Origin of the sequence: Streptomyces sp. cg40 (genome assembly GCF_050320165.1) — a bacterium.
GTDB classification, from domain to species: domain Bacteria; phylum Actinomycetota; class Actinomycetes; order Streptomycetales; family Streptomycetaceae; genus Streptomyces; species Streptomyces hokutonensis.
Map to the genome: position 1 here is coordinate 3140998 of NZ_CP190128.1, position 22855 is coordinate 3163852.

At 71.2% G+C, this 22855-nt stretch carries 19 protein-coding genes; 4 read left to right on the plus strand and 15 right to left on the minus strand.

Annotated features, from left to right (window positions below; translation table 11 throughout):
- Positions 1 to 23: 23 nt before the first annotated feature.
- Positions 24 to 257, plus strand: a complete 234-nt coding sequence (locus tag ACQHII_RS13645) for a DUF7455 domain-containing protein (RefSeq protein WP_019072919.1) — start codon at positions 24 to 26, stop codon at positions 255 to 257.
- A gap of 116 nt (positions 258 to 373) precedes the next feature.
- Here ACQHII_RS13645 and ACQHII_RS13650 read toward each other — a convergent pair whose 3' ends face one another.
- The 8 genes from ACQHII_RS13650 to ACQHII_RS13685 all read right to left on the minus strand — a co-directional run bounded on the left by ACQHII_RS13650 (position 374) and on the right by ACQHII_RS13685 (position 13646).
- Positions 374 to 1231: a S1 family peptidase gene (locus ACQHII_RS13650; protein WP_427919569.1), complete on the minus strand. Its 858-nt coding sequence runs from the start codon at positions 1229 to 1231 to the stop codon at positions 374 to 376.
- Positions 1232 to 1363: 132 nt separating this feature from the next.
- Complete coding sequence (locus ACQHII_RS13655) at positions 1364 to 2905, minus strand: RNA polymerase sigma factor (RefSeq protein ID WP_427919570.1); 1542 nt, start codon at positions 2903 to 2905, stop codon at positions 1364 to 1366.
- A gap of 429 nt (positions 2906 to 3334) precedes the next feature.
- Positions 3335 to 4222: a FadR/GntR family transcriptional regulator gene (locus tag ACQHII_RS13660; RefSeq protein ID WP_086022045.1), complete on the minus strand. Its 888-nt coding sequence runs from the start codon at positions 4220 to 4222 to the stop codon at positions 3335 to 3337.
- 162 nt (positions 4223 to 4384) lie between these two features.
- Entirely contained in the window at positions 4385 to 6406 is a 2022-nt protein-coding gene (locus tag ACQHII_RS13665) for an ATP-binding cassette domain-containing protein (RefSeq protein WP_427919571.1), read from the minus strand.
- A gap of 91 nt (positions 6407 to 6497) precedes the next feature.
- Complete coding sequence (locus ACQHII_RS13670; RefSeq protein WP_019072914.1) at positions 6498 to 7256, minus strand: NUDIX hydrolase; 759 nt, start codon at positions 7254 to 7256, stop codon at positions 6498 to 6500.
- A gap of 130 nt (positions 7257 to 7386) precedes the next feature.
- Positions 7387 to 9369 carry a glycogen debranching N-terminal domain-containing protein gene (locus ACQHII_RS13675; protein WP_427919572.1) on the minus strand — a complete coding sequence of 661 codons (1983 nt, stop codon included), beginning with the start codon at positions 9367 to 9369 and terminating at the stop codon, positions 7387 to 7389.
- Positions 9370 to 9830: 461 nt separating this feature from the next.
- On the minus strand, positions 9831 to 11318 hold the full coding sequence (locus tag ACQHII_RS13680; protein WP_427919573.1) for a DUF4192 domain-containing protein: 1488 nt from the start codon (positions 11316 to 11318) through the stop codon (positions 9831 to 9833).
- 168 nt (positions 11319 to 11486) lie between these two features.
- Entirely contained in the window at positions 11487 to 13646 is a 2160-nt protein-coding gene (locus ACQHII_RS13685) for a RecQ family ATP-dependent DNA helicase (protein ID WP_427919574.1), read from the minus strand.
- A 393-nt stretch (positions 13647 to 14039) separates the two neighbouring features.
- Between ACQHII_RS13685 and ACQHII_RS13690 the strand changes: the two genes are divergently transcribed.
- Positions 14040 to 14675: a hypothetical protein gene (locus ACQHII_RS13690; RefSeq protein WP_427919575.1), complete on the plus strand. Its 636-nt coding sequence runs from the start codon at positions 14040 to 14042 to the stop codon at positions 14673 to 14675.
- A gap of 266 nt (positions 14676 to 14941) precedes the next feature.
- On the opposite strand, the gene ACQHII_RS13695 is transcribed toward ACQHII_RS13690, so the two are convergent.
- The 3 genes from ACQHII_RS13695 to ACQHII_RS13705 form a co-directional block, all read right to left on the minus strand.
- Positions 14942 to 15583, minus strand: a complete 642-nt coding sequence (locus tag ACQHII_RS13695) for a hypothetical protein (RefSeq protein ID WP_427919576.1) — start codon at positions 15581 to 15583, stop codon at positions 14942 to 14944.
- Between the two features lie 68 nt (positions 15584 to 15651).
- Complete coding sequence (locus tag ACQHII_RS13700; protein ID WP_427919577.1) at positions 15652 to 16353, minus strand: ribonuclease HII; 702 nt, start codon at positions 16351 to 16353, stop codon at positions 15652 to 15654.
- Between the two features lie 82 nt (positions 16354 to 16435).
- Complete coding sequence (locus ACQHII_RS13705; RefSeq protein WP_427919578.1) at positions 16436 to 17059, minus strand: TetR/AcrR family transcriptional regulator; 624 nt, start codon at positions 17057 to 17059, stop codon at positions 16436 to 16438.
- 187 nt (positions 17060 to 17246) lie between these two features.
- Here ACQHII_RS13705 and ACQHII_RS13710 point away from each other — a divergent pair, with 187 nt between their 5' ends.
- Complete coding sequence (locus ACQHII_RS13710) at positions 17247 to 18794, plus strand: MFS transporter (protein WP_427919579.1); 1548 nt, start codon at positions 17247 to 17249, stop codon at positions 18792 to 18794.
- 228 nt (positions 18795 to 19022) lie between these two features.
- On the opposite strand, the gene ACQHII_RS13715 is transcribed toward ACQHII_RS13710, so the two are convergent.
- The 3 genes from ACQHII_RS13715 to ACQHII_RS13725 form a co-directional block, all read right to left on the minus strand.
- Positions 19023 to 19982, minus strand: coding sequence for an ADP-ribosylglycohydrolase family protein (locus ACQHII_RS13715; protein ID WP_427919580.1), 960 nt, complete (start codon positions 19980 to 19982; stop codon positions 19023 to 19025).
- Positions 19983 to 19994: 12 nt separating this feature from the next.
- Positions 19995 to 20654 (minus strand): histidine phosphatase family protein, encoded by a 660-nt coding sequence (locus ACQHII_RS13720; protein WP_026179190.1) that lies wholly within the window; start codon positions 20652 to 20654, stop codon positions 19995 to 19997.
- Positions 20655 to 20827: 173 nt separating this feature from the next.
- The gene (locus ACQHII_RS13725) at positions 20828 to 21433 is read right to left on the minus strand and encodes a YdbC family protein (RefSeq protein WP_427925301.1); all 606 of its coding nucleotides are present in this window, start codon (positions 21431 to 21433) and stop codon (positions 20828 to 20830) included.
- A gap of 155 nt (positions 21434 to 21588) precedes the next feature.
- On the opposite strand from ACQHII_RS13725, the gene ACQHII_RS13730 reads away from it, so the two are divergent.
- Positions 21589 to 22122: a TerD family protein gene (locus tag ACQHII_RS13730; RefSeq protein ID WP_427919581.1), complete on the plus strand. Its 534-nt coding sequence runs from the start codon at positions 21589 to 21591 to the stop codon at positions 22120 to 22122.
- A 21-nt stretch (positions 22123 to 22143) separates the two neighbouring features.
- Here ACQHII_RS13730 and ACQHII_RS13735 read toward each other — a convergent pair whose 3' ends face one another.
- The gene (locus tag ACQHII_RS13735; RefSeq protein WP_427919582.1) at positions 22144 to 22836 is read right to left on the minus strand and encodes a DUF6215 domain-containing protein; all 693 of its coding nucleotides are present in this window, start codon (positions 22834 to 22836) and stop codon (positions 22144 to 22146) included.
- Positions 22837 to 22855: the final 19 nt, after the last annotated feature.

The following is a 22855-nucleotide window of genomic DNA, read 5'->3' on the forward strand; positions in this document are numbered from 1 at the left end:
CGTCGAGCTAGAGAAGAGGCGACGTGACTACTGTTCTGACCCCCGCGAGCCCGCTGACGGCCGCCGACCGCTGCGACCGCTGCGGCGCCCAGGCATACCTGCGCGTCGTCCTGCTCAGCGGCGGAGAACTGCTCTTCTGCGCCCACCACGGCCGCAAGTTCGAGCCGGAACTCAAGAAGATCGCCGCTGAGATACAGGACGAGTCGGAGCGACTGACCGCCGCTCCCGCAGCAAGCACTCCTGAAGAAGAGCGCTGACACTTCGCGTCCACGACGAGCCAGCACCGGCACAGGCCGGCGACGGGCGGCCCCGCTCCTGAACCACAGGAGCAGGGCCGCCCGTCCTCGTATCCGCCGATGCCCCTCAGGGGCCGTCAGGCGCCCTTGTGCGGACCCGGTGCGCCGCGGTGGCGGCCGAGGGTCCGCAGGACGTCGGACACCCGGGTGTAGACGCCGGGGCTCCCGGCCCGCCCGCACCCGCTGCCCCACGACACGAGCCCGATCAGCCGGCCCTGCGCGACCAGCGGCCCCCCGCTGTCCCCCTGACAGGCGTCACGGCCCCCCTGGGGCTCCCCTGCGCACAGCATGGCCTCGGGGAGGTAGGTGCCGTCCGCACCGCCCGGATACGCCTCCTCGCAGCGGGCGTCGGGCAGCACGTGGACGCGCGCGGCGTGCAGGCTGCCCGCGTAGTCGCCGCCGCCGCTGAGATCGCCCCAGCCGTAGACCGTGGCGGCCGTGCCCGGCCGGTAGGCCGTGTCCCCCGTGGCCGCCATCCCGATGACCGAGCTCTGCGGCAGCGGCGCGGCGAGGGTGAGCACGGCGAAGTCGCCGGCGTTGCTGACGGTGTCGTAGTCCGGGTTGACCGACACGTCCCGTACGGCGATCGCCTGGCCGCTGCCCGAGAGCAGGTCCGTACGGCCCGCGAGGACCTTGAGGTCGCCCGCGCGGTTTGGCGGCGTACCGACGACGTCGTCGCCCATGCAGTGGGCCGCCGTCAGGACGGTGGTCCGGCCCACCGCCACACCGCCGCAGAACTGCCCCGCCCGGGTACCCCCGAACCGGTCACGGCTGGACAGCGCCACCGTCCACGGGCTCTCGGAGACATCGACCGGGAACCCGCCGACGACGATGCTGTCGGCGGCCACGGGGGCCGCGGAGACCAGCGGTATGGCGGACGCGGCGGCCGCCAGGACCAGCGGCCGGGTCAGCGCCCGGGCAAAGGGACGACGCATGCACGTTCCTCACTCTGGGATGGTGATCGGAGACCCAGAGTGATCCAGCGTGCCGCACCGCGCACCCGCGGCCGACACGAAGGCCCGGCTCCCCGAAAGGAGACCGGGCCTTCCGTGACGTACGACTACGGCCTAGTCGAGGTAGTCGCGCAGCACCTGCGAACGCGACGGGTGGCGCAGCTTCGACATGGTCTTGGACTCGATCTGGCGGATGCGCTCGCGGGTGACCCCGTACACCTTGCCGATCTCGTCGAGGGTCTTCGGCTGACCGTCGGTGAGACCGAAGCGCATCGAGACCACACCGGCCTCGCGCTCGGACAGGGTGTCCAGGACGGAGTGCAGCTGCTCCTGGAGGAGCGTGAAGCTGACCGCGTCGGCCGGGACGACGGCCTCGGAGTCCTCGATGAGGTCACCGAACTCGCTGTCGCCGTCCTCACCCAGGGGGGTGTGCAGGGAGATCGGCTCACGGCCGTACTTCTGGACCTCGATGACCTTCTCCGGGGTCATGTCGAGTTCCTTGGCCAGCTCCTCCGGGGTGGGCTCGCGGCCCAGGTCCTGGAGCATCTGGCGCTGCACGCGCGCGAGCTTGTTGATGACCTCGACCATGTGCACCGGGATACGGATGGTGCGGGCCTGGTCGGCCATCGCGCGGGTGATCGCCTGACGGATCCACCAGGTGGCGTACGTGGAGAACTTGTAGCCCTTGGTGTAGTCGAACTTCTCGACCGCGCGGATGAGACCGAGGTTGCCCTCCTGGATCAGGTCCAGGAACAGCATGCCGCGGCCGGTGTAGCGCTTGGCCAGGGAGACCACCAGACGGAGGTTCGCCTCCAGGAGGTGGTTCTTGGCGCGGCGGCCGTCCTCGGCGATGATCTCCAGCTCGCGCTTGAGCTTGGGGGCGAGCTTGTCGGCGTTGGCCAGCTTGTCCTCGGCGAACAGGCCTGCCTCGATGCGCTTGGCGAGCTCGACCTCCTGCTCCGCGTTGAGGAGCGGGACCTTGCCGATCTGCTTGAGGTAGTCCTTGACGGGGTCGGCGGTGGCACCGGCAGCGGCGACCTGCTGCGCGGGTGCGTCGTCCTCGTCCTCGTCGGAGAGTACGAAGCCGGCGCTCTCGGCGCCCTCGGGCTCGTCCCCGGTCTTGCCGGGGGTCTCCTCGACGGCCTCGTCGTCGACGAGTTCGGCGTCGTCCTTCTTGGCGCTGGTCTTCTTGGCCGCCGCAGCAGTCGTCTTCTTGGCGGCGACCTTCTTGGCCACCGCCTTCTTGGCGGGCGCCGCCTTCTTGGCAACGGCCTTCTGGGCGTCGTCCTCGGCGGGAGCGTCGGCGAGGGGCGCCGCCGGAGTCGCGGTGGCGGTGGCCTTCTTGGCGGTCACCGTCTTCGCGGCGACCGTCTTGGTGGCGGTGCGCTTGGCCGGACTCTTCGCTGCGACGCTCTTTCGGGTGCGCTTGGGCTCCGCGGCACTGACCATCAGCGTCACACCCTCTTCCTCGAGGATCTGGTTGAGGCTGCGCAGTACGTTCTTCCACTGAGTGGCCGGAATCTGGTCAGCTTCGAAGGCCCGACGCACGTCATCGCCGGCGATCTGCCCCTCAGCCTTTCCCCGCTCGATGAGCGCCATGACAGAGACGGACTCGGCGATCTCCGGCGGGAGCGTACGGGATGTGCTGGCCGACACGAACAACCTCTCGGAACGATGGAAAACGGCTTCCGGCCCCGTCCGGTACGGACAGGAACCGACGACCGCCGACTGGGGATGGGCCGACGGCGCGGGCTGGGGCCGGGAAGAATCACAGCGCCTTGAACGGCGTCCGTATTCCCTTCCGCGGCTGTCACCTCTTAGGTCATCGCGCAGTTCCCGCGAGCGTTACGCCCAATCTGCGTGGCCCGAGTCACACCCCGTAAGCGCTCAAAAACGGTCAGACGCGGGCAGAGGAGGTCACCCGGGGCCGCGAGAGGCACTTCTCGGGGCGATCCGGCGCCCGTCGCGCCGCCGGACCCCGCCGGTTCCCTGGAGGATCCTGCGGGGTCCGGCGGAAGACGGCGACCAGGCCGGGCGGCGCCACGGGAGCGCGACGCGCCTCGACCGCGCCTGCCACCCCGCGCGTCAGTGTTCGCGCGGGGCAGGCACCACGCGCTCCACCTCGGGGTGCACGATGAGCAGCTGCCGCATGGCCGCCTCGGCCGCCGCACCGTCGCCGGCCGCGAGGGCGTCGACGATCCGGGCGTGGTGCGCCAGGGAGGCGTCGTTCGGGCGGTCACAGCCCGTGACCGGGCCGCCGGAGACCTGGAGGGCAGAGGAGACGATCCCGGAGAGGTGCTCCAGCATGCGGTTGCCCGCGACCTGGATGAGCAGCGAGTGGAACTCGGCGTCCGCGCGGGAGAAGGTCAACGCGTCGCCCTGCGCCATGGCGTGACCCATGATCTCGACCATGTCGGAGAGGCGCTGCTGGACATCCTCGCGCCCGTGCCCGGCGGCGAGGCGCGCGGCGAGGGGCTCGATCGTCCAGCGCAGCTCGCTCAGCTCGCGGCGCTGGTTGTCGCGCTGCGGGCCGAAGGCGCGCCACTCGATGATGTCCGGGTCGAGGAGGTTCCAGTCGCTGACGGGACGCACGCGCGTGCCGACGTTCGGGCGGGCACTGACCAGGCCCTTGGCCTCCAGGACGCGCAGCGACTCGCGGACGACGGTGCGGGAGACCTCGAAGCGCTGGCCGATCTCCTCGGGCACCAGCGGGCGGTCGGCACCCAGGTCGCCGGAGACGATCATCTGGCCCAGCTGCTGGACGAGTTGGCCGTGCAGTCCGCGTCCGCGGCTGCCCGCGGCACGACGGCCCACGCGGCCCAGCTCGGGGTCGGAACCGTCCCAGGAAGGGGCTCCGAGGCGCTCGGTGACGGGCGCCTCGGCATAGGGGTAGCGGTCGAGTTCGCCCGGGCCGGCGAGACCGGAGTCTGCGGAGCGGGCGGCGGTCATCATGGTGTGCGCAAGGGTACTCACGGATCCTTTGTCGGCGCTGGCTCCAACTCCCTTGAGGTCTTTGGTGAAAAGCACACGAAAGGGTGATCGCTCACCCCGTCGCAATTGACGCCTTATCGGAAAGAAATGGGCTTTCTCCGGGGAGTTGTGCGCAGAGCGGGACCCGAAGGGTGCGCGCGGTCGTCATCGGACCCTGCTACGCAGGGTCGTGAGCAGATACGCGCAGAGCAGTGCGGTCAGCGACAACGCCAGTGCCCCGCCCACGGGTTGGACGACGACTCGTGCCGCCGCGGACAGATACCGCTCACCCCCGAAGGGCCACTGCAGCAGGAACACCTTCCGCAGCCGCAGCGGAAAGCCCGCCGCGGCCCGCACGGCCGGACCTTCCAGCGCCTTGTGCACGAGGGGTACGACGAGAATCGGTACGGCGACCACCGCGGCGAGCCCTGCCGTGGTGGACCGGAAGATGCCCGCGGCCAGCACCCCGGCCCAGGCGCACCCGACGACCAGCCCGGTCCAACTCGCGCTCGCCGAAAGCCAGTCGGTGGGAACCTGCGCGAGCTCCCGTCCGTATACGAGGTAGAGCACTTCGGCGTCGCAGCCCACGGTGAGAAGGCCCAGCAGCAGCGCGGTGGCCGCGGCGACGAGGAGCTTCGCGAGGAGCAGCCCCATCCGCCGGGGGACGGTGCCGCGGTCCGCCGCCAGGGCAGGGTGGCGGAACTCGTCGCCGAAGGCGAACGCCCCTAGCAGTCCCGCGCCGAGCGCCGCGGGCGGCAGAGGCAGTTCGCGTGGCCACGCGGCCAGCAGGCGCGACTGCGGGGTGTGCCCGATGCGGGCCAACAGCAGTGCGGTGAGGGCGGACACGACGAGTACGGCGGCCCCGGTCAGGAACCCGGTGCCGATACCGGTGGCCCGGCGCAGCTCGTAGCGGAGCGGACGCAGCGGGCTGGGGGCGGAGCGGACGGAGATGGGGGGCGGGAGCGGGGGCAGGGCGTCGAGGGTGGCGGCTCGCGAAGGGCGGGGGGCACGCGCGGGGGGCAGGGTGCCGGTCGTCTCTTCGGGGTCGATGAGGGGGACCAGCCGGGAGCGGGTGGGGCTCGGCGCGCGGGGGCCGGGCGTCGCAGGGGAGCTTGTGGTGGTCGGCTGAGCCGCGGGGTCAACGGCGGTGTCCCGCAAGGGGCTGACGGCAGTTGCCCGAGCCTCGTGCGGCGGGTGGACTGCTGCGGCGGGTTCCGGTCCTTCGGCGGCCTCCGAGCGCTCCGCCGAGGGGGCCGGCACGCGCGGCTCGTCACCGGTCTCCGGCCCACCCTTGGGGGACGTACCGGCCCCGGGCCCCATATCGCCGATCTCGTCGGCGAGTTGGTGCACGAGGATGTCGTGCCGGAACGCGGTCTCGCCGACGTCCGCGCACGTACTGCCGTACACGGAAAGGCGGTTTCCCTCCTCCCGTACGACTTCGACGGAGCGGTGCGCGGTGCGGGCCTCCTTGGTGAGGAGGGCGGCGAGGCGGGCGGCGTGCGGGGTGCGGACCGCGACGCGGGGGCGCAGCCGGGTGCGGGCGAAGTCTCCGGCCTCCTGGTCGGCGACGAGTCTGCCCTGTTCGAGGGTGACGACCCGGTCGGCGCTGCGGGCGGCTTCCTTGGGCTGGGCCGTGGTGAACAGGACCGTGCCGCCCTGGGCGGCGTGCGCGCGCAGCATGCCGTGGAGCCAGCGGCTTTCGCGGGCGGAGAGCTCGCCGGCGGGTTCGTCCAGCACCAGTGTGTGCGGGTCGGACAACAGCGCGCAGGCGAGGCCCAGGCGGCGGTCCATGCCGCGGGCGAGGCTGCCGAGGCGTTCGTCGCGCAGGCTCACGAGGCCGACCACTTCGAGGACCTCGTCGGCCCGCCGGGCCGGAACACCCGCCGCGGCGCACAGCATCCGCAGATGGCCGCGGACCGAGCGGGCCGGATGTCCCGGTACATCGCCCAGGAGCACGCCGACCTCGCGCGACGGGTGGGCGATGCGATGCAGGGGGCGGCCCCTGAAGTAGGTGATTCCACGCCCCTGTTGGAGTTCTAGCATGAGCCTGAGCGCGGTCGTCTTTCCCGCACCCGGTGCTCCGAGGAGTGCGGTGACACTGCCCGCACGGGCCTCGAAGGAGACGTCGTCGACGGCGGGCGGATGCTCCTTGCGGGCGTTGCTGGTCAGTCCGAAGGCCTGGATCACCCACAGCAAGATAGCGCGCTATGTCCGTTTTTTCGGGCACCGAACGGCCCGCACCGCAAGGCTTGATCGCCCCGGTCGAGGTGCTACGGCCTCACACCTCGGGGCGCAGCATCGGCGGGTTGAGCAGCGTGGCCCCGCCGGCCCGGAACAGCTGTGCCGGGCGTCCGCCCTGACGCGTCGTCGTACCGCCGGTCGGGACGAGGAAGCCGGGCGTGCCGGTCACCTTGCGGTGGAAGTTGCGCGGGTCGAGCGCCACTCCCCACACCGCCTCGTAGACGCGGCGCAGTTCACCGACGGTGAATTCGGTGGGGCAGAACGCCGTGGCCAGGGACGAGTACTCGATCTTCGAACGGGCGCGCTCCACCCCGTCGGACAGGATCTGCGCGTGGTCGAAGGCCAGCGGCGCCACCGGGTCGCCGTCGCGTCCGAAGCCGCCCTGTTGCAGCAGTTCCTCGACGGGTGCCCAGCGCGCGTTGCTGGCGTCGCCGCCGGCGCGGGGTGCGGGCAGGTCGGGGGCGAGGGCGAGGTGGGCGACGCTGACGACGCGCATCCGCGGGTCGCGCTTGGGGTCGCCGTAGGTCGCGAGCTGCTCCAGATGTGCTCCGTTGTCCTGGGCGGGGACCGCCGGGTCGTGGGCGCGCAGTCCCGTCTCCTCGGCCAGCTCGCGGGCGGCGGCCTGGGCCAGGTCCTCGTCGGCCCGCACGAAGCCGCCTGGCAGCGCCCAGCGTCCCTGAAAGGGCGGCTCACCCCTGCGTACCGCCAGCCCGCACAGAGCATGGCGGCGCACGGTCAGCACGACCAGGTCCACGGTGACGGCGAAGGGCGGATACGCTGACGGGTCGTAGGACATGCGGCGATCATAGTCGTCTGCCTGACGATAAACACTCCCTTCGTCGGTACCGCCGTGACTGATCCACTTCGGTGCGATACGCGGTTCTTCCTCCGCTTCCGGCCGTCGGCCGACAGGGACTCGTACGAGGTCACGCTCCCAATTGCAGTCCGTCGGCCGCCTCCTCGACCATGGCGACACCGAGTCGGCCGACCCGTACGGAGAAGGGGGCGCCCGCGATCCGCAGTCCCGTCAGGCCGATCTCACCCAGGGGCGCGCTGCGGACCGGGCGGAGGGTGACCGTCCCGGCGGGGGCATCGGGGCGGATGCCCGCGAGGGTGGTCAGCAGCAGTACTCCGGCGGCGGCTGCCGTGGCCGCCGGGCGGCAGGCGGCCGGGTGGGGAAGGGGAGAGCTCCCGTCGGTGCGCTGCTCCCCCGCGTACATCTCGGGGAGCCGGTGTCCGAACGCCTCGGCCGCAGCCAGGACGCCGCGCAACAGCGAGGTGGCCTCCTTCTCGTAGCCGCCGGCGGCCAGGCCCGCGACGGCGATGGCCGTCTCCTGCACCCGCACGGCGCCGCTCCGGTGGCCGAACGGGCTGAATCCCGGTTCTTTCGCGCCCAGCCCGCGCAGTCCCCAGCCCGAGTCCATCGCCGGGCTACCGAGCAGCCGGGCGAGTTGTTCCGCCCGCGCCTTGTCGAGCAGACCAGGTGCGTACTCGCCGCCGCCGAGCAGTCCGGTGTCGAGGAGATGGGCCGCGGTCGCGCCGAGGTGCGGCACGAGGCGTCCGTCCGGAAGCCGGGCCGCCGCCGGGCGACCGCCGCCCAGGTCCCCGATCCAGAAGTCCGCGCGGAAGACGGTGCGCAACTCCTGGGCCCATTCCCGGAGTTCGACACCGCCGGGTCTGCCGAACGCGTCCAGCAGATCGGCTCCGAGCAGCGCTGCCCGGTGGGCGTGGGCCTGTGTCTCGCAGCGGACGGGTCCGCCGGGCTGCGGGTCGCGCAGATAGGTACCGCCGCCCACAGTTGTCCGCAACCAGGTCAGACAGCGCTCCGCGGCCGGCAGCAACTCCTGTGTCTCCTGCTCCGGGAGCCCCCAGCGGCGGGCCTCCGCGAGCAGCACCGGGAAGAGCAGGGTCGCCTCCGTCCCCGTGCACCCCGGCGGCAGATGGGCGCCCGCATCGCGGCGCGGTCCCGGGATCATGCCGAACTGGGCTCCGGGGCGCGGGAGTTGGGTCCGGGCCAGGGTCCGCAGTGTGCCCGCGGCGAGCCGCGTGCCGAGGGGCAGCGTCATACGGGCCGCCGTGAGCGACTCCGCCGGGGCCAGACCGCACCGCCAGGGCGCCCCGGCCGCGAGATGCGTGTCGGCGGGGTGTGCGGGGTCGCGCAGCAGCAGTGCCTGGAGATCCTCGACGCTGGTGCGCAGCAGCGCCTGGACTCGGGGGTCGTCACCGGCCGCCCGTGCGGAGGCGAGTGGGCTGGTCGCCGCGTGGCCCACGGCCCGTACCGGTCCCGCGCCGTCCGGCCGCACCCGCAGTTCCACGCTCGCCGTACCGCCCGGTGGCAGTTCGAACTCCCAGCGCAGCAGCCCTGCGGAGGCCAGCGCGTCGGCGGGAGGCGGGTCGGCGGTGACCGTCGAGTTCCCGGTGGAGCCGGACCAGCGCAGCCCGGAGTCGTGCACGGTGGCGGGGAGTTCGGGTCCCGTGCCGCCTGCTGCGATCGCGCCCAGCTCCGCCAGGTCGGCGCCGAGCGCCACCTCGACCGGCAGGCGCAGCGGGCGCCAGGACACGCTGCGCAGGATGATGCGCTCCGTACCGTCGGCGTGCCGGATCCGCTCGACCACGAGGTCTGGGTCCGGGCCGCAGTCGGGGGCCACCCGTACGGTTCCCACGAAGCGGGCGCGGTCGGCCGCCGTCATCCTGGCCTGCACCGCCAGCGGTTCACGTCCGGCCACCCGCACCTGGCAGCGGGAGAGCACCCGCCGGCCCGCGCGGTAGAACCCCTCCAGTCCCCGGCCGTTCAGCTGGCCCTGCTCGGTGGAGACGGCGAGCCCCGGGAGGGCGACGCAGATCAGCGTGTTGTGGGTGGGTGGCAGTTCGACGGATCGGCGGGGCGTCGGACGAGGCGTGCGCGGCACGGGGCTCTGCGGCGGGGAGAGCGAGGAGGACCGGAGCGGGGACGGGGACGGGGATGGGGACAGGGACCGGGACGGGGGTGGCGGTGGACGGCGGATCTGACCGGGCGCCAAGCCACCCGCCGGCCGTTGCGACGGCTGCGACGGCTGCGACGGCTGCGACGGCTGCGACGGCTGCGACGGCTGCGACAAGCTTCCGCCAGGGCGGTCACCGGCATCGGAGGGCGGAGTCGGCTGATGCATGGGCGGCTTCTTCTGCGCTCTGTGCGCCTCGGACGTGTTCGGCGCCGGATGGAGAGTCCCGAGAGGACAAGGGCTGTGCGGCGACACGACCCGATCAGGCGTTCCGCCACTCAGGTGAACGGAGCCGGGCTCCTCCTGGTCACGCCCGCGGCCCGGGAAGCCGACCGAATGGCGGTGGGTCGGGTGAGACGGGCGCTTGGCACCGGTCCTCCACCTTTTGATCACCCGTCCCCCTCGATGCCGTTGCTCCCCTGCAGAGGCAGCTCCTTGCAGGTGTCACGGCGCCGCGAACCGCTCTTTCCCGAGGTGCGCGCACGCGTGCCGCCCGGACGCGCGGTGCCCTGCGCCGGTGTGCGAGGGCGGGAGCCGTCCGGTTCCGCGGAACGGGGGCGGTCCTCGGCTCCGTCGGCGGTACGCGCACGGCGTCGACGGCGTGAAGCCGTGGGCGTCGCCACCGGTGCCTGGACGTCGCCGGAACCGCTCGCTCCCTGGGCTGCGGAACCATCGGTGACCGCCGATTCACCCACCCCAGCTCGCTCCTTCCGCTCCGCCCGCAAGCAGCGGCGGATCGACTCCGGGTCCAGTCCCTCGTTGCAGGCCTGGTGCAGGAGGCGGGCGAACAAGTAGTCGGAGTCGGCGCCCAGGGCCATGGCCAGGGCTTCCCGGGCCTCCAGGTCGTCGCCGGTCGACCATGCGACCCAGCCCGCGAGTGTGAGCGGGGCCGCGGCGTGTTCGCCGTAGGGCCCGACGCAGCGGCGGGCCAGCGCGCGCCAGAGGCGCAGAGCCGGGACCGCCTCGTCGCCCTCCATCCATTCGGCCGCGCGGTCGCGGGTCGTACGGTCCTGGAGGCCGAGGATCAGGGTGGCCGCTTCGTCGTGGGCGAGCAGTTCGTCGTCGCGCAGGTCCGACCGGAGGGCGCCGGACACGGGTGGTGCCGCGACGAACCGGTTCAGGACCAACCGAGCGAGATCCAGTGTCTCGTGCGCCACGTCCGCGCGGTAGGCGTCGTCGAGGAGGCGAGGTACCAGGACCGAACCGGCGGCGTCCAGTGCGGCCTCCTGCTCCAGTGCGGCGGCCGTCTCCCACGGTTGCAGCCTGCTGCGCAACTCGCGCAGTGTGCCGCGCACTTGGAGTCCGGCGTAGGTCGCCGCGGCGGCCAGCACGGAGGTGCCGGGCAGGCCCATCGGGGATCCGTCGACCGGGCAGCATCCCTCGATCGGGCAGCAGTAGGACCAGAAGCGGCCGTCCGAGATGCAGAGTGCCTCGATGACCGTCACATCGAGACGGCCGCACTCGGTGCGCAGCTTCTGCACCAGTGGACGCAGACGCTCCATGACCTGGCGCCCCGACTCGCCGGGCGCCGGCTCCTGGCAGACGTAGGCGATCATCTGCTCGGGCCGGGTGCCCCTGCGCTCGCTGCCGGTCACCAGGCCGTGGGCCAACTGCCGTGCCACGGACGCCCAGTCGTCCGCGCCGGCGGGAATGCCCAGCCGGGCTCGGCCACCGAAGCGGCCTCGACCGCCGCGATCGTGCAGGGCGACGAGGACGATGCTGTCCTCGGGGCGGTATCCGAGAAGGTACGGCAGGGCGTCGGCGAGTTCGGCCGGGGTGCGCAGGGTGACCTGGTGGTCGGCGCCGTGTCGGTCGTACGCGGTGGGCTCGATGTCGCCGTTTTCGGAGGATCCGGTCGTTTCGCTGTGATTCGTCATGCGTTGACGATCTCGCAAATCGCCCCAATCCGCTTGAGCCTGTGGATAAGTCCGGTCAGGGGCACGTCATATGGAGTTCGATGTGGCCAAGTCGGCCCGGGCGACCGTGAGATGCGAACCGGAATCGAACGCTCGGCCGCCCGGCAAGGCGGATCCGGCCACGGAATCTCAGCCCGCCGCAGCAAGGACCAGCGGAAGAACCTGGTCGCTGCCTGCGCGGCGGAGCAGCCGTGCGGCGACCGCCAGGGTCCAGCCGGAGTCGGTGTAGTCGTCCACGAGCAGGACGGGGCCGGGATGGGCGGTCAGGGCGCCGGCCAGTTCCTCGGAGACGGCGAAGGCGTCGGACAACGCCCTGAGGCGTTGGGCGGAGTTGCTGCGGCGGGCCGCGTGCGTGCCGTCCGGGCCGGTGTGCGTCAGGGCGCCCAGGAGGGGGAGGCGGCCGATGGTCGCGATGCCCTGGGCTAGGGACCCGACCAGTTGCGGACGGGCCAGCGACGGTACGGCCACGACTCCCACGGGACGGGCGGAGGGGTCGGTGACGTCCGGCGCCCAACCCCCGGGAGAACGCGCCCAGTCGGCGAGGACCGCCACCGCGGCCTTCAGGACGTCGTCGGGGACCGGGCCGTCAGGTGCGTTCTCGGCCAGCAGCGGGCGCAGCCTGTTGCCCCAGCCGATGTCCGAGAGGCGCCCCAGGGCACGTCCTGTGGAGCACTGGTCCTTGGCGGGGATGCGTCCCTTGAGGTCGACGCCCAGTGCGGCCATCCCGGTCGGCCACATCCGGCGCGGCTCGATCTCCGTGCCCGGGCGGTCGAGTTCCTTCGTCGCCCCTGTCAGCGTCTCCGACGAGACGGAGGAGTCGATCCAGGCGCCCGCGCAGTTGTCGCAACGGCCGCAGGGCACCGCCCCTTCGTCGTCCAGCTGTTGGCGCAGGAACTCCATCCGGCACTGGGACGTACTCACGTAGTCGCGCATGGCCTGCTGTTCGGCCGCTCGCTGTTTGGCCACCCAGGTGTACCGCTCGGCGTCGTACACCCACTCGGCTCCCGTGGCCGCCCAGCCGCCCTTCACGCGCTTGACCGCTCCGTCGACGTCCAGGACCTTCAGCATCGTCTCCAGACGGCTGCGCCGGAGATCCACGGCCGTCTCCAGGGCCGGTACGGACAGCGGCCGTCCCGCGTCGGCGAGGGCCGAGAGGGTCTGGCGGACCTGTGTCTCGGGCGGGAAGGCCGTATCGGCGAAGTAGCGCCAGATGGCCTCGTCCTCCCTGCCCGGCAGGAGCAGTACGTCGGCGTGGGCCACACCGCGCCCCGCGCGGCCCACCTGCTGGTAGTACGCGATCGGTGAGGAGGGCGAGCCGAGGTGGACCACGAAGCCCAGGTCCGGCTTGTCGTAGCCCATGCCCAGGGCCGACGTGGCGACCAGTGCCTTGACCCGGTTCTCCTGGAGGTCGATCTCGGCCTGGAGCCGGTCGGCGTTCTCCGTCTTCCCGGTGTACGAGGCCACCTTGAAGCCGCGCTGCCGCAGGAAGGCGGTCGCCTCCTCGGCGGCGGCCACGGTGAGCGTGTAGATGATCCCCGAGCCCGGCAGCTCGTCCAGGTGCTCGGCGAGCCAGGCCAAGCGGTGTGCCGCGTCCGGGAGTTGGACCACCCCGAGCCGCAGGCTCTCCCGCTCCAGCGGGCCGCGCAGCACCAGGGCCTCACCGGCGCCGGTGCCCAACTGCTCGGCCACGTCGGCGGTCACGCGCGCGTTGGCGGTCGCCGTGGTGGCCAGCACCGGGACCCCTGTGGGCAGTTCGGCCAGCATCGCCCGCAACCGGCGGTAGTCCGGGCGGAAGTCGTGTCCCCAGTCGGAGATGCAGTGGGCCTCGTCGACCACCAACAGGCCGGTCGTGGCCGCCAGTTTGGGCAGCACCTGATCGCGGAAATCCACGGAGTTGAGCCGCTCCGGGCTGACGAGGAGAACGTCGGTCTCGCCCTTTTCGACCTCTCCGTAGATGCTGTCCCACTCCTCCGGGTTGGCCGAGTTGATCGTGTGCGCCCGGATGCCCGCCCGTGCCGCCGACTCGACCTGGTTGCGCATCAGGGCCAGCAGCGGCGAGATGATCACCGTGGGCCCGGAGCCGCGCCGGCGCAGCAGGGCGGTGGCGACGAAGTACACCGCCGACTTTCCCCAGCCGGTGCGCTGCACGACCAGCGCGCGCCGGCGCTCCTCCACGAGGGCGGCCACCGCCTGCCACTGGTCCTCGCGCAGCCGCGCCGTACCGCTCGGATCGCCGACCAGCTCGGCGAGGATGGCGTCGGCTTCGGCACGCAGCTCCTGGTTGCTCATGCCCCCATGCAACCTCACGCCACTGACAACGGCCCAATCCCCCGCCGCGGCGAAGAGACGCTTCCGGCCGTCCTGAGCGCCTGTCCCGGGCGCCCCACGCACCCCGGCCCACCTGCTCCCTCTGGACCTTCCGCACCTCAATGGCGTACGAAAGTGTCGTGCCCGAACGTCCCAGGCGTCGTCGGACGACGCATTGGGTAGGGATATAAGCCACAGACCATCAGATAAGGGGCTGTGGCCCCATTTGCTCGTTGCCGCATCCCAGTTCGACAGCAAGAATTGGAGTCCGCTCCCCGCACGGCTCGTCCGTGATCCGGTAGGGCTCTGCTGCGGTGTGCGCTCCCCCGAAACCGACCTCGCCCGCAGTGTGGGCGCGTAGCCGAAGGGAGGACCGTGACCTTCGGATTCGCTCCGTCCTCCGCGGCATCCACGTCGACGTCAGCCGACCTGTCCGCCGCTTCCGCCAACCCTCTGGCCCGTATGCTCGAACCCTCCGAGTGGGCCGCCGCCGGAATCCCCCTGCTGCGCAATCCCCGCGAGGTCGTCAGCGGGCTGCACTCCCGGCACCGCCCGAGACCGGCGACCGCGATCGTGGCCGTCCTCGACCCGGACGAGCGGCTGCTCGCGAGCGCCTCGTTCGTCCGCCGGTCGGCCCCGGCCGACGGCTGGATGTTCCGCAACGCGCTGCTCGCTCAGCTGCGGCGGGTCATCCCGCACGACCTGCGCCGCCGCACCCCGGTGCGCACCGCCGTGCTGCTCTACTGCCGTGAGGGCGACGCGCGTTGGACGGAGGAGGACGGGGCGTGGATGTGGGGTCTGCGTGACGCCTGCACGCTGCACGGGCTGCGCTGCGGGGCGTACATCACGCTGACCCGTGACGGCTGGCAGGTGCTCGGCGAGGGGCGCGGCGGCCGGCGCCCGAGCGCGGACTCGACGCCGGAACCTTTCGCCATGTCCGAGGCACCGCCTCTGCTGCCCCGCACCGGCGGCGCCGCCTCGGAGGTTCTGCGCCGCGCCGCGGCCCGCTGAAACCGGTCCGGGCTCCGCGCCCGGACCGCACGGCAGTACGAGACCATTACCGAAGAGTCCGTACGACGCCGGGCCGCCCCGCGTGGAGACTTCCGCCCGGCCGGGTCACCGCGCACGGGACGGAACACCGGTGGAAGGCACCCTTCGCCAACCGCGCCCGGTCTTCCGGGCACGGCGAATCGCTTACCGTGCGCAACTGGACGCGACGGCGCCCGAGGTGGCCACCGTCGGTCCCGAGAGCCTTCCGGACGTTCCGGAGACGGCTCTCAGACGCCCGCGCCGAGCACCGAGTTGATCTGCTGCGGGTCGCCGCAGACGATCAGCAGGGCGCCGGCCCGGCCGAGGGCCAGCGGCAGTGCGGTGGCGGCAACGGTGTCGAGGCCTCCGTTGACGGCGACCACGACGACGGGTCGGGACGCCGCCCGGCCCGCGACGGCGGCGTCCGCGTAGAAGACGTCGTCGCGCGCGTCGTGCTGCGCCCAGTAGGACGCTTCGCCGAAGGACAGTTCATGGGCGGCCCACGGGTGCGGTTCGCCGGTGGTGATCACCAGCACGTCACCGGGGGTACGGCCCGACTCCAGGAGCAGGTCGACGGCTTCCTCGGCGGCGTCCAGCGCACCCTCGGCCGAGGCCGGGACGAGTTGGATCTGCGGGGTCGCCACAGCGGTGCCGGAGGCGGCGGGGGCAGCCGGACCGGACGGTCCGGGCTTGACGGCGGCCACGTCGCGCGGCGTGCGTTGCGCCGGCGCCGTGGGCCGCAGAGGGCCGGGGCGACCGGGACGCAAGGGCGCCGCGGGGCGGGGGCCTGGTACGGGACGGGGGGTCGGCGCGACGCGGCCACTGGCCGGAGTGGCGACGGGACCCTGGGCACTCTCGTGAATCTGAGGCTCCTCGGGAATGAGAGGCATGAGCTGATTTTTATCAAACGTTGGCGCCGCTCGCGTCGGCGGGTGGCACATGAGTGCGAGCGGAACGGTCAGAAGTCGAAGCCGAGCTGCCCCTCGATCTCCGGAACGTTTCCCTCCGCCCAACTGCGGGCCTTCTTGAGGTGCCGCCACTGGGGCAGCGCATCAAGATAAGCCCACGACAACCGGTGGTACGGGGTGGGGCCCCGCTCCTCCAGCGCGGCCTTGTGCACGGGTGACGGATACCCGGCGTTGGCCGCAAAAGCGAAGTCTGCATGGTCGATGCCCAGTTCGGCCATCATTTTGTCGCGCTGAACCTTGGCGATCACGGAAGCGGCGGCCACCGCCACGCACGACTGGTCGCCCTTGATCACCGTACGAACCCGCCAAGGGGCCCCGAGGTAATCGTGCTTCCCGTCGAGGATGACCGCGTCGGGGCGAACCGGCAAGGCCTCAAGGGCACGTACCGCGGCGAGCCGCAGCGCGGCCGTCATCCCCAGGTCGTCGATCTCCTCCGGGGAGGAGTGTCCCAGGGCGTGCGCCGTGACCCACTTGCGGAGTTCCTCGGCGAGTTGGGTACGCCGCTTGACCGCGATGAGCTTGGAGTCGGTGAGGCCTTCGGGGGGTCGGCGCAGTCCGGTGACCGCCGCGCAGACGGTGACGGGGCCGGCCCACGCGCCGCGCCCCACCTCGTCGACGCCGGCAATGACCTTGGCTCCGGTCGTGGCGCGGAGTGAGCGCTCGACGGTGTGAGTAGGTGGTTCGTACGGCATGGCGACCTCAGGGTACGCCGCCCGGGACCACCTGCGACACCCCGGCTTCCCCGGGCCCCCTCAAGACCGTCCCGGCCCGGCTTCACGCACCGCCCGGGCGGAGCAGCGGAAGCATCAACTGGTCGAGCATTTCCTCGATCTCCTGATCGCCCCATTCGCTGCCGCATACCTTCGACCTGTACATCATCATCGCCGGGATGGCGTCGAAGACATAACTGTTGGATGCGTCGGGCCGAACCTGACCCCGCTCGATTCCGCGGTCGACGGCGTCGCGGATCAGTCGGAGCGTCGGTTCCACGACCCCTTCGACGATCACGCCGTGGAAGCGCTCCGCCTGCGCCATGTCGCATTCGTGAATCACCGAGCGGAGGGCGGATCCGGGGCGCGAGAACATCGCGTCGCGCGCCCGCGTGCACAGCGCCAGCAGATCCGCGCGCACATCACCGAGGTCGGGCAGTTCTTCCAGACTCGGCAGTCCGGCCTGCAACGCGTCCGCGACGAGGTCTTCCTTGGAGGACCAGCGGCGGTAGACCGCGGCCTTGCCCGTCTGGGCGCCGGCGGCGACGCCCTCCATCGTGAGGGCGTTCCAGCCGACCGTGCTGAGTTGTTCCAGCGCGGCGTCCAGGATCGCGCGTTCGAGCACGGCGCCGCGACGGCGGAGGGAGGTCGCCCGAGCGGGGGCGGCCGTCCAGCCCGAAGTAACCATCTGAGTCTCTCCAGCGAGCAGTGGAATGGGGAATTCCGGGGATGGGGGACACGTCGCGCGGCAGCGACGGGGGACACGTCATGCGCGGGCGAGTTAAGTGAACGCTTGCGTTCACTGTCGGGGACTCACTACCGTTGACGCGGCAGTGAACGCGGGCGTTCACTAACACACTTGTGGGGGACCCATAGTGACAACCTCTCAGTTGACCCAGAAGCCAAAACCAGGAGCGGCCCGCCGGGAGGGGCATCCCGGCATCGCGCTCGCGGTCATCGCGGCCTGCCAACTCATGGTGGTACTCGACGCGACGATTGTGAACATCGCTCTCCCGCACATTCAAGCCGCACTCAGTTTCAGCACCACCGACCTCACTTGGGTCGTCAGCGCCTACACGCTCACCTTCGGCGGCCTGCTGCTTCTCGGCGGCAGGGCGGGCGACATCCTCGGCCGGCGCCGGGTGTTCATCACCGGCATCCTGCTCTTCACCTTCGCCTCGCTGCTCGGCGGACTCGCCCAGGAACCCTGGCAGTTGCTGGCCGCGCGCGTCCTGCAGGGCGTGGGTGGCGCGATCGCGTCGCCCACCTCGCTGGCGCTCATCACCACCACGTTCCCCGAAGGCCCGGAACGCAACAGGGCATTCGGCGTCTTCGCCGCGGTCTCGGCGGGCGGCGGCGCGATCGGCCTGCTCGCGGGCGGCATGCTCACAGAGTGGCTCGACTGGCGCTGGGTGCTCTTCGTCAACGTGCCGATCGGTCTGCTGATCGCCGTACTCACACCGCTGTACATCAACGAGTCCGAACGGCACACCGGCCGGTTCGACATCGCCGGCGCGCTGACCTCGACGGCGGGCATGGCATCCCTCGTCTACGGCTTCATCCGCGCGGCGGACAAGGGGTGGCGCGACACCCTGACCATCGGGTCCTTCGGCGCGGCGGCCGTCCTGCTGGTGGCCTTCGTGATCATCGAGTCCAGGGCCAAGGAACCGATCACCCCGCTCAGGATGTTCGCCGACCGCAACCGCTCGGGCACATACGTGATCATGCTGAGCCTGGCCGCCGCGATGTTCGGCATGTTCTTCTACATCGTGCTCTTCGTGCAGAACGTGCTGGGGTACAGCCCGATCCAGGCGGGTCTCGCCTTCCTGCCGGTGACGGTCGTGATCGCGGCCGGCGCGGGACTGTCCCAGCAGTTCCTGCCGCGGTTCGGACCACGGCCGTTCATGCTCGTCGGCTCCACCCTCGCGGTGATCGGGCTGGCCTGGCAGACCCTCATCAGCTCGGACAGCTCGTACGTCGGCGGAGTGCTCGGCCCCATGCTGGTGTTCGGCTTCGGCATGGGCCTGAACTTCGTGACGCTGACGATCACCGCCGTGTCCGGTGTCGCCCCGCACGAGGCGGGTGCGGCCTCCGCGCTGCTCAACGCCATGCAGCAGGTGGGCGGTTCGCTCGGTCTGTCCATCCTGACCACGGTGTTCGGCTCGGCCAGCAGGGACGAGGCGAAGAAGCAGCTGCCGAAGTTCCTGGCCAATGGATCGGCTGAGCAGAAACAGGAGTTCGCCAAGTCTCATCAGCTGCCCGCGCCTTGGGGGCACGAGGTGCTCGCGCACGGCATCTCGACAGCCTTCATCCCTGCCGCCGCGATGGCCGTACTCGCCCTGATCACCGCCTGGTTGGTGATCAGGGTCCGCAAGAGCGACCTCGACGCCCTCGCGGGCACGGCGGGTCCGGGAATCGGCTGACCGGTCGGGCCCGGCCAGGGCCCGACCGACCGTCAACAGCACCTGCATCCAGATGAGCCAAAACCTCATGACCACCCCCACAGCCGTCGTGTCCTGCCTGTCCTGTGTGGACCCATGTGTCACACAGCGACTGCCGGGACAACGGCCGGGCGGTCACGCAGAGTTCCCGTCGGGCACAGAGAGTTTCGTCGAGTGCGGGTGGCGCTGCCGGGAGGGAAGTCGGAGGCGTCAGACGGCCGTCGGTGCCCAGCCCGGCAGCGCCTCCGTCCGCTCCACCCACTCGGCGGGCGGCGTCCCGGCCTTCCCTCCGGCGATCACGCCGCCCACGATGGCGCAGGTGGTGTCCACGTCGCCACCGACCTGCGCGGTGGTCCAGAACGCCCGCGCGTAGTCGCCGAGGCCGCGAGCGGCCGACCAGAGCGCGAAGGGGACCGTGTCGTGCGCTGTCGTACGACGTCCGCAGCCCAGTACCGCGGCGACCGTGTCGGCATCGGCGTAGTCGAGCATGTCGCGGGCGCGCCGCAGTCCCGTGCCGACCGCGCTCCTCGGAACGAGGGCGATGACGCCGTCGAGGAGCGCCTCGGCGCTGGGCGGCCCACCGGGGGCTGCGGCCAGTGCGGCTGCCGCGGCGACGGCCATGGCGCCGACGACGCCCTCACGGTGCTGGTGCGTGGGGTACGCCGAGATCTCGGCCTGGTGGGTCGCCTGCTCGGGGTCGTCCGCGTACCAGGCGCCCAGGGGTGCGATCCGCATCGCCGCGCCGTTGCCCCACGAGCCCTGTCCGTTGAAGAGCGCGGCGGACAGCTCGCGCCAGTCGCCGCCTTCACGCACGAGGCGCAGCAACCGGTTGACGGCGGGGCCGTAGCCGCGGTCGAAGTCGTGGTGCTGGGCGAAGGAGTGGGCCAGGGCGTCCTGGTCGACGCGGTGGTGGGCGGCGAGGACCGCGACCACGGAGCAGGCCATCTCTGTGTCGTCCGTCCACTGCCAGGGCTCCGGGGGCAGCTCACGGCGCTTGAGGAGCGGGTAGTTCACGGGGACGAAGAACTGGGAGCCCAGCGCGTCGCCCACGGCGAGTCCGCGCAGGCTGGCCAGGGCGCGGCCCAGGCGTCCGCCGGGAGAGTCAGGGGAATCGGAAGGGTTGGAAGGGTTGGAGGAGTCGGAAGAGTTCGAATAGGAGTCGGCTGTCATCGGTCCGTCAGCCTACCCACTGATCCCGTACGGCTCCGGATCCCGCCAGCTGTCGAACGGCCTGTCCAGCGCGTACCGGCCGTCGTCCCCCAGAACGAGCATCCGCATCTCGGCGTTCCCCGGATTGGAGAGCGACTCGAACTCGGCGACCGTCCAGTGGAACCAGCGCATGCAGAAGAGCCGCATCGCCAGGCCGTGCGTCACCAGGAGCACGTTCGGCGGGTGGTCCGGGGCCTCGAAGCTGCGGTACAGGCTCTCCAAGAAGCCACCGACCCGGTCGTAGACGTCGGCGCCGGACTCGCCCTGGGCGAAGCGGTAGAAGAAGTGCCCGTAGGCGTCCCGGTACGCCTTCTGGAGGCGTACGTCGTCCCGGTCCTGCCAGTTCCCCCAGTCCTGTTCGCGGAGCCGGGGCTCCTCGCGTACGCGTACGAGGTCGGGGTCGAGGTGGAAGGCGCGGAAGGTCTCGTGAGTGCGGCGGTAAGGGGAGACGTACACGCTGATGCGCTCGCGGCCGAACACCTCCCGCAGCCGCTTGCCGGTCTCCTCGGCCTGACGCCATCCCTGGTCGGTCAGCGCCAGGGCATGGTCGGGTTCACGCTCGTACACGGTGTCATCAACATTGCCCGTTGACTCGCCGTGCCGGACAAGGACGATGCGCCGTGGTCGTGCCATGCCAAAACCCTAGATCCAGTGGTGGCATATCGAGCACTCGTACGGGCTCCATACGGCGTAGGTCACACGAATTCTGCCCGATGGGCCACATAGGGGCGCACGATTCACACACCGGGACGTCGGTGACGGGACCCCTGTCGGTTCGACTGATGGCATTCCAGTCAGTTCGGAATTCAAACCGTCCAGCTCGGTTCCAGCTCCACGATGTCCCCCGTGAGGGACGCCACGTCCGCCTCGATCTGGGCCCTCAGGGCGAGCCGTTCCACCCGCTCGGTGCGGTATTTGCCGTGTTCGGCGGCCGAGTGCCACATCGAGAGCACCATGAACTCGTGTCCCGGGGCCTCGCCGAACAGCCCGCGGAGCATGCCCGGGGAGCCGGCCATCGCGGGGTTCCACACCTTCTCCTGCATCAGCGTGAAGTGCTCGGCGCGCTCCTCGTGGACACGGCACAGGGCCACCCGCACCAGATCGGCGTCGGTGAAGCGCGGCTCGAAGCCGGTCTTCACGTCAAAACGATGGTCGAACAGCTTGACCTGCGCGTCCTTGAACGTGCCCATCTGAGCCGACGCCAGCCGGTCGTGGGATCGGGCCATGAAGGAGTCGTAGAAGGCACGGCTTTCCCAGAACGCGAAAATGTGTGCCACTCCTGGCCGCGCTCTGCTCCAGCCTCCCCCCTGTCCCCGAAATCCCGGCTCCCCCAGAAGCCCCGCCCACTTTCGCTGCCCGCGCTCGAAGCCGCGGCGGTCCATCACGGTGCAGCGAATCCACTTGACCAGCACCGCGCCATCGTACGGCCCTGGAGCGTGGCGCCGGTCACGCTCCGGCGGAGATCGTCCGCGCATACGCCCCCGCGCGCGTGGCACGATGGACAACGAACGCTGATCGCCCGGCAGTTGGGGCGCGCGATCGAGGCGCACGGGGAAGGGGAACTGTGGTGAACGGCCTCAACAAGGGGATCCGCAAGGCGGAAGTCGGTCTCCAGTGGGATCCGAGTCCCACCGGGCAACCGCCTGTCGATCTGGACATCGTCGCCACCACGTATGTGACGAGTGATCTCTACGGCACTCCCGCGTACGCGGTGTACTTCGACAGCCGGTCCCCCGACGGCACCATCTATCTCAACCGCGACAGCAAGGACGGCAAGGGCTTCGGCTGGGACGAGGTCATGACGCTGGAACTCGACCGGCTCGCCGAGCGGTACGCGCGCGTGGTGGTCGGTGTCGTCATCCAGCAGCGGGTGGCCCACCGCACGTTCGTGAACGTCCTCAATCCGAAGCTGCGTATCCGGGAGGGCTACTCCGTCCTCACCCAGGTGGACTTCGGCGACGTCCTCGGTGCGACGGCGGCGACGGTCGGGGAGTTCACGCGCGACGAGTCCGGAAGCTGGGACTTCCATCCCGGCATCCAGGGCTTCGACGACGACCCGGCGACCTTCACCAGGACGATGGGCAGGGCACAGCAGTCCTGAGCCCTGCCCTCGGGCAGCTCGTCAGCCGGCGGTCCAGCCCGGGACCGTCGGCAGCACCTCCTCCGCGATACGGAACAGCGCCTCGTCGTCTGGCGGCACGTCGTCCTGCCGCCAGATGGATATCTCGAAGGAGTCGCCGCCGTCCTTCGCGCTCGTGGAGACCAGCAGGCTGCGGGCGATGCCTCCGGGGCCCGTGCTGGCCTTGCCGCCGCCGAGGCTGAAGCTGATGGCGACGGTCCGGTCGGAGTAGAGGACCGCCGGGTGTCCCAGGACCTGCTTCACCTGCGAGGTGGAGTCCACGTAGCGGGCCGCCTGGGCGACGGGAATGTCGTCGTAGGACGCCGACAGCCGCACGGAGTACGTCCTGAGGTCTACGTCCGCCTCGGGGCTGGCGATCTTGGTGCCGCCGGCCAGCGTCATCCAGCCCGCGCTGCCCGAGGCGGACACCGCGTGTTCGTCCGGAGTCCCCAGGAGCACCGGAAGGTCCGCGCGGTTCAGCGCGGTGCAGAGCGCTGTCGGCGAGACGTACTTCGCCGGCAGGCTCTTGTCCGTACTCGCCGAGCAGGTCGCCGGCTTGGTGTCCTGTGTCGTCTTCGGCAGGACTCCCCCGAGCCCCCACAGACCACCCACGACACCGCCGACCACCACGATCGCCGCGACTGCCTGGGCCCCCGCCCGCATACCCTTTTCGGGCTCGACGAAATCGTCGGCCATGTCCCCCACCCTCCCCTGT

Bases quoted from the DNA above. Each gene is read 5' to 3' on its own strand.
- ACQHII_RS13650 (WP_427919569.1), bottom strand. From the start codon at position 1,231: ATGCGTCGTCCCTTTGCCCGGGCGCTGACCCGGCCGCTGGTCCTGGCG.
- ACQHII_RS13670 (WP_019072914.1), bottom strand. From the start codon at position 7,256: ATGTCCTACGACCCGTCAGCGTATCCGCCCTTCGCCGTCACCGTGGAC.
- ACQHII_RS13680 (WP_427919573.1), bottom strand. From the start codon at position 11,318: ATGACGAATCACAGCGAAACGACCGGATCCTCCGAAAACGGCGACATC.
- ACQHII_RS13685 (WP_427919574.1), bottom strand. From the start codon at position 13,646: ATGAGCAACCAGGAGCTGCGTGCCGAAGCCGACGCCATCCTCGCCGAG.
- ACQHII_RS13695 (WP_427919576.1), bottom strand. From the start codon at position 15,583: ATGCCTCTCATTCCCGAGGAGCCTCAGATTCACGAGAGTGCCCAGGGT.
- ACQHII_RS13700 (WP_427919577.1), bottom strand. From the start codon at position 16,353: ATGCCGTACGAACCACCTACTCACACCGTCGAGCGCTCACTCCGCGCC.
- ACQHII_RS13705 (WP_427919578.1), bottom strand. From the start codon at position 17,059: ATGGTTACTTCGGGCTGGACGGCCGCCCCCGCTCGGGCGACCTCCCTC.
- ACQHII_RS13715 (WP_427919580.1), bottom strand. From the start codon at position 19,982: ATGACAGCCGACTCCTATTCGAACTCTTCCGACTCCTCCAACCCTTCC.
- ACQHII_RS13720 (WP_026179190.1), bottom strand. From the start codon at position 20,654: ATGGCACGACCACGGCGCATCGTCCTTGTCCGGCACGGCGAGTCAACG.
- ACQHII_RS13735 (WP_427919582.1), bottom strand. From the start codon at position 22,836: ATGGCCGACGATTTCGTCGAGCCCGAAAAGGGTATGCGGGCGGGGGCC.